This window comes from Chamaesiphon polymorphus CCALA 037, assembly GCF_003003845.1.
Taxonomy (GTDB): Bacteria; Cyanobacteriota; Cyanobacteriia; order Cyanobacteriales; family Chamaesiphonaceae; genus Chamaesiphon; species Chamaesiphon polymorphus.
This window is the reverse complement of the sequence record NZ_PVWO01000014.1, coordinates 22,473-31,831: the sequence shown is the minus strand read 5'-3', so window position 1 is coordinate 31,831 and position 9,359 is coordinate 22,473. Positions and strand designations below refer to the sequence as shown.

Genomic DNA, 9,359 nt, shown 5'->3' with positions numbered 1-9,359 from the left:
CCACGCCCATATGTACGCACAGGCTCCGGTAAATCGACACTTCCCCACTACAGGGATGAATTAGGAATAGCGGCGGCTTGGTACCCTTGGCTTGGAGCGGCACTAGCGAGTTCCAGCCCGCAGTGTATCGCTCTTGGCGCAGGATGATGGCTAATTGCTTGATGGTTTGGGCTTGAAAAAGTGTGGCTACAGCCAGACGTTTGGCTAATTCTCGCTCGATCTCGGCCACAATTTTGACCGTCATTAAGGAGTTGCCACCCAAGTCGAAGAAGTTATCTTCGATTCCTACCTGGTGGATGCCCAAAACCCGTTCCCAAATTGTGGTGAGTTGGAGTTCTAGTTCGTCGCAGGGCTTTACGTAGGCGCGTTCTAGTGTGTCGCTGTGCGAGTCTAGTGCGGGGAGGGCGCGGCGATCGATTTTACCATTGGGAGTCAGCGGTAACTCAGCTAAGACGACAAAGCGGGCAGGGATGCTGTAACTGGGTAATTTTTGGGTAAGGAATTGGCGTAGTTCGCGCGAGATGAAGGTGGTGGGATTTTTGGGGACGACGTAAGCAATAAGACTTTTATCGCCATTACCATTTTCTCTCGCGATCGCGATCGTCTGTAGTACATCGGGATGTTGACTCAAAACTGCTTCGATTTCGCCAAGTTCGACCCGAAATCCGCGAATCTTGACTTGTGAATCTTTGCGACCCAGGCATTCTAAACTACCATCGGTACGCAAATAGCCCCAATCCCCCGTGCGATAGATCCTGCGCTCGGTGCCATCAGGATCGGGCAGAAATACGGATTGAGTCAATTCGGGTTGTCGCCAATAACCTAAAGCCAGATGGGGGCTTCTGACGGCTATTTCGCCCATAATATCGGTCAACTTACCGTCGCTACTCAGGAGCAGAATTTCAGTATCGTCGAACGGATAGCCCACTGAGACATTATTTTGGGCGGTTATTGTCTCTTTATCGATTAAATATTGCAGATGGAAAGAAGATTCGGTACAGCCCAAACCATTCACAAATAGACAGCGATCGTCAAAATATTCTCGATATAATTCGACATCTTGTTTGACTGCGAGTTCGCCGCCCAAAACCACTGCTCTAATTTGAGCCAAATCGAGGCGATCTCTCGTCGCCTCGATCGCATAGCGGTAGACTGTGGGCGTAGAATGGTAGATCGTAATTGCTTGAGATCGCAACCACTGTGAAAAATTTACCAATCCTGCTTGTTTGAGATCGAACATGCACAAAGTCGCACCATTTAACAAGCCACCAAACAAATCGATAACTGTGGCATCGGAACTAAATGGGGCTAACAATGTCAAGCGATCTTCACAATTAATATGTAAATTATTAGTGTAATTTCTAATAAAATGTAGGACGTTGCGATGAGTTTGAATGACTCCCTTGGGCTGACCTGTAGAGCCAGAGGTATATAGTAAGTAAGCAATCGTATCGGCTGCTATTTCGAGATCGATCGCCTCAATTTCTCGGTCTCGATCGAGATCGTCGATATTGACGATCTGTACTTGTCGATCGACTAAAGATCGAGCCAGCTCTAGATTAGTATTATCGGTTAATAGGACAGTTACCATCGCATCTGCCAACATATAAGCCAATCTCGAACGTGGATAACTGCTATCTAGTGGTACGTAGACTAGACCGATCTTTAATACCGCCAAAATAGCGGCGATCGCTGGTGCATTACGATCGAATAAGAGTGCAACTCTAATTTGTGTGGGTTGAGTATATTTAATTAGTTCTGTAGCGATTGAATTGGCTTCTCGATCCAATTGTCGGTAAGTCCACTGCTCGTTGTTTGCGATAACTGCCAAGCGATCGGGATACTGCTTTACCTGTTTTTGAAAGCGGGTAGCGATCGATTGCTGAATCTCGGATTTAGTAAGGTTATTAAAGTTACGCTTTGGCGAGATTCGATTGCGGCAAGCGGCTAATTCCTGGCGTTCGGATTCACTAAATAATCCAATCTCAGAAATCGATTTATCTGGATTAACTAGGATACCATTGAGTAAAGCCTCAAAATGTCTTGCCATGCGTTCGATCGTCGCTCGATCGAATAGATTAGTATTATATTCAAAATTACAAACTAATCCAGTAGGTGTTTCCACAATATCTAGATAAAGATCGACGTCGATCGTGCCGCTTTCGGTCTGATTTTGCTGTAAGTATAGACCTGTATCAGTTTGCCAAACTTTTGAGGGCTGTCTGAGTTGAAATATCGTTTGAAATAGAGGCGAATAGCTTAAGTTTCTCTCTAAATGCAGTTCTTCAACTAATTTCTCAAACGGCATTTCTTGATGCTCGTAAGCTGCTAGCGCGACTTGGCGTACCCGAGCTAAAACCGAGCGAAAACTGTCATCTGCTGTAAATTTCGATCTTAATGCTAGTAGATTAGTAAATACCCCAATTAGATGCTCTACATCCAGTCGATCGCGTCCGGAAATTGGCGTACCCACAATGATATCTGTTTGTCCAGAATATCGATAGAGTAATACTTGATAGACCGCTAACAGAGTCATAAACAAAGTAGTCTGCTCGCGTTGACTAAACTGTTTTATGGCAGTAGTTAACTCTAACGAAATAGCATGAGTATAACGTGCTCCTTGGAAAGTCTGCATCGGTGGACGCGGACGATCGAGTGGTAGTGATAATAACGGTAATTCTCCACCTAACTGCTTTTTCCAATAATCCAGTTTCGATCGATAACTAGGATGTTCTAATCGATCGATTTGCCAATTAGCGAAATCTGAGTATTGAATTTCTAAATCTAATAAGGGTGAGATTTTATCTTGACTAAAAGCGTCGTAAAGGATTGTTATTTCGTTCGATAAAACTTCCATCGAGCAGTCATCAAAGATAGCGCGGTGAAATGTGAGTAATAACATGTGCTCGTCGGCTTGTATTTTTACTAAGCCTACTTGCATGAGGAAATCTCGCTCTAAGTCAAACTGGTAGCGCGCGAATTGGTGTAATAATTTTTGGAGATTATTTTCTCGATCGGCGATCGCCATCGAACTTAAATCGGTCAGATTTAGAGATAGATGATATTTGGGAACGATCGCTACTTCTGGATGTCCGCCTACCGACACGAAATTACTACGGATAACTTGATGGCGATGGATAATTTCGTTGAGACATTTTTCTAGAATCCGAACATCTAATTGCCCTTTTAAGTGAATATTTGCAGGACGATTACAAATAGAATTTCCTAGATTTAGCAAACTCAAAAACCACAGTCTTTGTTGTGCAAAAGATAGACGCACATATCCACGATCGCTGAATCTTAAAATACTATATTTTTCAGCAACTTGATTTTCAAGCGCAATTTTGTGCTCCGACAGAGCAAACTGGGTTGGAGACAGTAGCGCAATTCTCCGATCTGATTGTTCTGACATGGAAATCGGGGGTGTAGGAAATCGAGGGGGTTATGCTATTAACAAAAGTCGGCAGTGAATTTCGATCGATTGTATCTATGAGGAACTAAATACACGATCGTTATCAATCGCGATCGCGTAAATTTAGATTTAGTAGTTGTGTGCAATCTTTAACTTTAATAGATGCCTGAGATCGTAAACCATCATTCATCTGGAAAGATCGCATCTCTGTTGCTAATGCAGCCTGTGCTGTAAACAAACAGAGCGTACTATAATTGACGATCGAAACTCCGGCTCTCCAGCAGTTATGATGATAAGCAAGACTTGTTTATTGGGGGAAAGCGTTGCGCGCTCGTCGGGTTTCCCGACGAGCGCGCAACAAGACAGGGTAAAGGCTGGCTGCCTGACACATCTATACCATATTTAACGGTTAAAATCGCTAAATTAACAATTTTTACAACCTATCACGGTTGGGCAGACACGCCTGCTCTTACCTTGGTAATAATACTATTGTACTATTTTATTTGAATGTCTAAAATTTAACTAGAGATCGCTGGATTGACTTAATTCTCAGATCCGATCGATTGCTGTTACATTAAGGTCTGCACGATCTAATATTTCGGCGGTTCCCAGCGATTTACTATTAAACTTTCCGACTGTTCGATCTGCGATCGGATAACCATCCCTACAGGATATTGTATATATAATTGCACTCACCTACTTAACCCGTGTATTTGAATCGTCTCCATCTGCGAAATTTTCGGAATTATCGGGAACAGGAAATAGTTTTTTCTGCACCCAAAACTATCTTATTAGGAGATAATGCTCAAGGGAAATCGAATCTCTTAGAAGCTGTAGAATTATTATCAACACTCAAAAGTCATCGCGTATCTCGCGATCGAGATTTGGTATTAGCTGGGGAATCTGAAAGTAAAATTACTGCCCAATTAACGCGAAAACATGGCTCGATCGATTTAGCTTTATTATTGCGCGATAAAGGTAGGCGCACTGCAATAATCAATCGCGAAAATCTCAAGCGGCAATTAGACTTTCTGGGCGTCTTAAATGCGGTCGAATTTTCGGCATTAGATTTAGATTTAGTGAGGGGCAATCCCGAAACTCGCAGACATTGGATTGACGCCTTACTATTTCAGATCGAGCCAGTATACGCCCATATTTTACATGAATATCAGCGGATCTTAAAACAACGGAATAGTTTGCTCAAACAGGCAGAACATCGTAGCCTAGATCCAGCAGAATTAGAATCTTGGAATCATCAATTGATCGTCACTGGTACTAAGGTCATCCGCCGCCGGATGCGTATCATCGACAGGTTAGCCCCGATCGCCAGAACCTGGCACACTAAAATTAGTAAAAACACCGAAATCTTGACAATTACTTATGCCCCTAATGTCGCGGCGATCGAAAATACACCCGAAGCAATTTATCAAGGATTTCTCGATCGATTAGCCCTCCGTAATATCGCCGAACAAAGCTTGGGCAACACTTTAGTCGGCCCGCATCGAGATGAAATAGAATTAACTATTAATGACACCCCAGCCAAAGCTTATGGTTCGCAAGGACAGCAACGGACTCTGGTTTTAGCCCTTAAATTAGCCGAACTAGAACTAATCGAACAAATCGTCGGCGAACCACCATTATTGCTTCTCGATGATGTTTTAGCAGAACTCGATCTGACGCGCCAAAATCAACTTCTAAGCGTTATTGAAGATCGATTTCAAACTTTAATTACAACTACTCATTTAGGTGCCTTCGATGCCAAATGGTTGGACTCATCACAGATTTTGCAAGTTCGCTTGGGTGAGATCGTTCGGGTTTGAAATGTGGGTAAGGGGTAGAGAGTAGAGGGTAGAGGGTAGAGGGTAGTAGTAGTGGATAGAAAGTTTGAATGCAAGCTTCCTTTTCTCATCTGCTGTCCCCTTGCAACATCTGGTAAAGTTGTGCTTACGTCGATCGCCATTTTGAGCTACAATAAGGTACATAACTACTATATTTACTATGAGCCTAAATGTCGTTCATCTAGTGGGTAGAGTTGGTGGCGATCCAGAAATGAAATATTTTGAATCTGGCACTCAGCTCTGTACCCTTACCCTAGCTGTCAATCGTCGTAGCAAAAACCAAGATCAGCCTGACTGGTTCAATCTCAAGATTTGGGGTAAAACTGCTGAAATTGCCAGAAACTACGCTAAAAAAGGCAGTCAAATCGGCGTCAAAGGTTCTTTAGAAGTCGAAACTTGGACGGATAAAGCGACAGGCACCGAACGCTCTCGTCCCGTAATTAAGGTTGATACTCTGGAGCTACTTGGCTCGAAGAGAGACAGTGCTGAGGCACTGCCAGACTACACATAGAGCACGATTGCTAGGGTTTGAACCCTAGAGAACAAAATCGAGTATCGCCCCTACAGAATTAATTGTAGGGGTATTTTTGACGATCGCTTCTAGATCGACAATCGCTCAAGCAGGAACTTTGGCATTTTGTTGGATATTCCACAGTCCCGCATAGATGCCGTGCTCGGCGAGTAATTCTTCATGAGTGCCAGCTTCAACTAATTGTCCGCGTTCCATGACATAGATCCGATGGGCATTGCGGATGGTTGAGAGACGATGAGCGATCGCAATTGTAGTGCGATCGAGTGTAATCTTGTCTAAAGATCTTTGGATGGCGGCTTCGGTTTCATTATCTACCGCCGAAGTGGCTTCATCGAGAATTAAGATCGGTGGATTTTTAAGAACCGCTCGTGCGATGGCGATGCGTTGGCGTTGTCCGCCTGATAATTTTTGTCCGCGTTCGCCGACAATGGTGTCGTAACCAGCAGGTAAGAGATCGATAAATTCATCAGCTTCGGCAATTTGAGCCGCAGCGATAACCTCATCTAGGGTGGCATCGGGAGTACCATAAGCGATATTTTCGCGCACGGAACCGTGGAATAAAAATACATCTTGGCTGACTAATCCGATCGATCTCCGTAAGTCTACCAAATGTAAATTGTGAATATTAATTCCATCTAAAGTAATCTCTCCCGACTGAATTTCATAGAGTCGTAATAAGAGTTTTACTAATGTACTTTTACCCGAACCTGTCGCCCCGACGATCGCGATCGTTTGTCCGGCGGGAATTTTTAACGATAACTCTTTGACGACAGTCGAGCGATCTGGATAAGCAAAAGTGACATTTTTTAGCTCGATTTCGCCCCGAACGTGTGGTAAAGCTAGAGTTCCAGAATCGATCGCGATCGGTGTATCTAATAAATCCATCACCCGATTGGTCGAAGCCATCCCGCGTTGATAGAGATCTAATGTCTCACCCAAGCGTGTCAGCGGCCATAATAAGCGTTGCGTGAGATAGATGAGGATACTATAAGTACCGACTCCCAATTGACCGTTGACAGCCGCAATTCCGCCCAGTAATAGCGTCATGGTGAAGCTGAATAAAACTGCCATCCGAATTAACGGTACGAATGCCGCACTGACTGCGATCGCGCGCCGATTGCTCTGACGATAGGCTTCGCTATCGGCGCGGACTCGATCGAGTTCGTAAGCTTCGGTGGTAAAACTTTTGATGGTCGTAATTCCACCCAAATTATTAGCCAGCCGACCGTTTAACAAGCCAACTTTTTCGCGAACGTTAGCATAATAAGGTGCTAGCTTTTTTTGGAACCAAATCGAGCCGATAATAATAATCGGAATTGGCAATATCGACCACCAAGCCAAGCCAGGAGCCAGCACGAAAAATACGCCGCCAATTACGATCGCATTGGTTAGCACTTGAATGATTTCATTTGCCCCGACATCCAAAAATCTTTCTAGCTGATTGATATCATCGCCCAAAATTCCCATCAAATTTCCCGTACTCTGATTTTCAAAATACGCTAATTCTAATTGCTGGATGTGACCGTAAGCATCGAGTCGGAGATTGTGTTGGATTTTTTGAGAAAGATTGCGCCAGAGATTGGTGTAGATATACTGAGACAGAGATTCTAGCACCCAAACTACTACAGTAATAATCGTTAAAATTATTAACTGCTGTTCGACATTCTGAATCCCTAACGTCGCGAGAAATGAGTCTTGCTTTTTGACAACAACATCGACCGCAATCCCGATTAAAATTTCTGGCGCAACATCGCAGAGCTTATTAAATACTGATGAAATTGCAGCTTGCCATGTTTGTCCGCGATATTGCCGCCCATAATTTAATAATCTTTGTAGCGGATGAAGGTTACTTTTCATGCGTCGATCTAAATTTTGCACTCTATCTTATGGTAGTGCCTGCCGCCTGCAAATGAATTAGGTTGCCGGGGAGCGAGTCAAGTTGCGTAGGCTCTCTCGTACTTATGGTGATAATTTAATCTTATCAACAGGGGTCAAGGGTAAGAGGTAAAGCGTTGCGCGCTCCTCGGCTTTGCTGAGGGTTTAGTGCAACAAGACAGGGATAAATCGAAAAGTATGTTGGTCTTCTTCGATACTACTGACCCCAAAATGCCAGGAGAGCTGGGTTTCGGCTCGTATTTCTCGAATGAGGCTACGCCAACGCACGTCCGCTACGCCACGACAAAGCGGTGACAATAGCGACTTTTCCTGTTAATGATGGCATGATATTAATTGGTTATTTCACTTAACTACTACGGTATAGCTTCCAATTGCGATTTGGAAAGTACTTACTTTTTTGTAAGTGTTATTAAGGAGAAAAGCATTGCAATTAGAACAACCTACAGGTACTGTGTTCGTCCAAACCACTCTCAAGGTGTTAGGAGGTAAATGGAAACTGTTAATTTTGTGGTATTTAAAAGACGAACCAAAACGGTTTAGCGAACTCAAACGATCGATTCCCGACATCACCGAAAAAATGTTAATGCAGCAGTTGCGCGAACTCGAAAAAGATGAAATTATCGTGCGAAATGTTCGATCGACAGTACCGCTTAAAGTTGAGTATTCATTTTCAGATTATGGCACTACGATTATTCCCGTGCTAACTCCTCTTTGCGATTGGGGCAAGGAGCATTTACAGCGGATAAATAGTTAATCATACTTGACTCGATCGCCTGTAAATTTTTGAAAATCGATCGACCGCTTACGACCCGATCTTTGCTGGGGTAGCCAGTCTGGACAAAATCGTCTCACAGGTCAGACTCACGCCATCCTCAGCATTGACGATCCGACCAACTGCTGCGGCTCTAGCTGCATAGCTGGGATTGGCGAGCAATGCGCTCAATTCTTTAACGGCACGATCGACGGTGTAGTTTTCGCGAGAAATTGTCCGCGACACCCCATCTATCTACCCAATATGGTTGTCATGCTTTTCTTGTCAATGTTGGATAATAAATATTAACGATCTCAATATGCTGTCATGCCGATCGACTGCGATCGGTTCGATCGGCTAAATTTTAGCAAGACCAAGACTTGCAGATCTGCAATCGTGCGACACTGCCACAGACTAATCTCAAAGCAGGAGTAAATCATGACCCAACTCGATCGACAATCTACCGATAAGACCGATCTCCCGTTGACTCCCGAACTTACGATTCCAAACCGCACGGGTCGCCGTCGGTGGGCGTGGTTGAATAATTTCTTGTATCTGTTTCCGACAGTGGGATTGGGCACCGTCGCGCTGTGCATCGGTTTAGCCGTGCTAAATCCAGTTGCCATGAACGATCCTGCCGATCCGTTTGCAACACCCGAACATCTGCTGCCAGAGTGGTATCTGCTCCCGGTATATCAGCTCGTGCGGCTGATTCCCTACAAAATTGTCGGGATTGTAACGATGGTGGCATTTGCCACCGGATTGTTACTGTTGCCCATCATTGAAAATCTCGTGCGGTTCGATCCGCGCTTGCGGCGGGGGGTCTCGATCGCGATTTTTTCATTCAGTACGATCGTGACGCTGTGGCTGGGCTTTGGCGCGCGGTTGCCGATCGAAGATGCGTTTTCACTAGGTCTGTTTTAGGAGGTC

General features: G+C 44.3%; 8 protein-coding genes. 4 read left to right on the top strand and 4 right to left on the bottom strand.

What is annotated here, in order from left to right:
• Positions 1-3,412 (bottom strand): non-ribosomal peptide synthetase (locus C7B77_RS02250; RefSeq protein ID WP_146138150.1); only part of this gene is annotated, 3,412 nt, incomplete at its 3' end.
• A gap of 707 nt (positions 3,413-4,119) precedes the next feature.
• On the opposite strand from C7B77_RS02250, the gene recF reads away from it, so the two are divergent.
• Positions 4,120-5,232 (top strand): DNA replication/repair protein RecF, encoded by a 1,113-nt coding sequence (recF, locus tag C7B77_RS02245; RefSeq protein WP_106299897.1) that lies wholly within the window; start codon positions 4,120-4,122, stop codon positions 5,230-5,232.
• A gap of 178 nt (positions 5,233-5,410) precedes the next feature.
• Positions 5,411-5,761, top strand: a complete 351-nt coding sequence (locus C7B77_RS02240) for a single-stranded DNA-binding protein (protein ID WP_015162712.1) — start codon at positions 5,411-5,413, stop codon at positions 5,759-5,761.
• A 105-nt stretch (positions 5,762-5,866) separates the two neighbouring features.
• Here C7B77_RS02240 and C7B77_RS02235 read toward each other — a convergent pair whose 3' ends face one another.
• Positions 5,867-7,639, bottom strand: a complete 1,773-nt coding sequence (locus tag C7B77_RS02235; RefSeq protein ID WP_106299895.1) for an ABC transporter ATP-binding protein — start codon at positions 7,637-7,639, stop codon at positions 5,867-5,869.
• A gap of 463 nt (positions 7,640-8,102) precedes the next feature.
• Here C7B77_RS02235 and C7B77_RS02230 point away from each other — a divergent pair, with 463 nt between their 5' ends.
• Positions 8,103-8,432 (top strand): winged helix-turn-helix transcriptional regulator, encoded by a 330-nt coding sequence (locus tag C7B77_RS02230; RefSeq protein ID WP_106299903.1) that lies wholly within the window; start codon positions 8,103-8,105, stop codon positions 8,430-8,432.
• Between the two features lie 48 nt (positions 8,433-8,480).
• Here C7B77_RS02230 and C7B77_RS02225 read toward each other — a convergent pair whose 3' ends face one another.
• Both C7B77_RS02225 and C7B77_RS31300 read right to left on the bottom strand, forming a co-directional pair.
• Positions 8,481-8,675 (bottom strand): hypothetical protein, encoded by a 195-nt coding sequence (locus C7B77_RS02225; protein WP_106299893.1) that lies wholly within the window; start codon positions 8,673-8,675, stop codon positions 8,481-8,483.
• A gap of 68 nt (positions 8,676-8,743) precedes the next feature.
• Entirely contained in the window at positions 8,744-8,869 is a 126-nt protein-coding gene (locus C7B77_RS31300) for a hypothetical protein (RefSeq protein WP_281261325.1), read from the bottom strand.
• Here C7B77_RS31300 and petD point away from each other — a divergent pair.
• On the top strand, positions 8,868-9,353 hold the full coding sequence (gene petD, locus C7B77_RS02220) for a cytochrome b6-f complex subunit IV (RefSeq protein WP_106299891.1): 486 nt from the start codon (positions 8,868-8,870) through the stop codon (positions 9,351-9,353). The genes C7B77_RS31300 and petD overlap by 2 nt on opposite strands.
• Positions 9,354-9,359 lie beyond the last annotated feature (6 nt).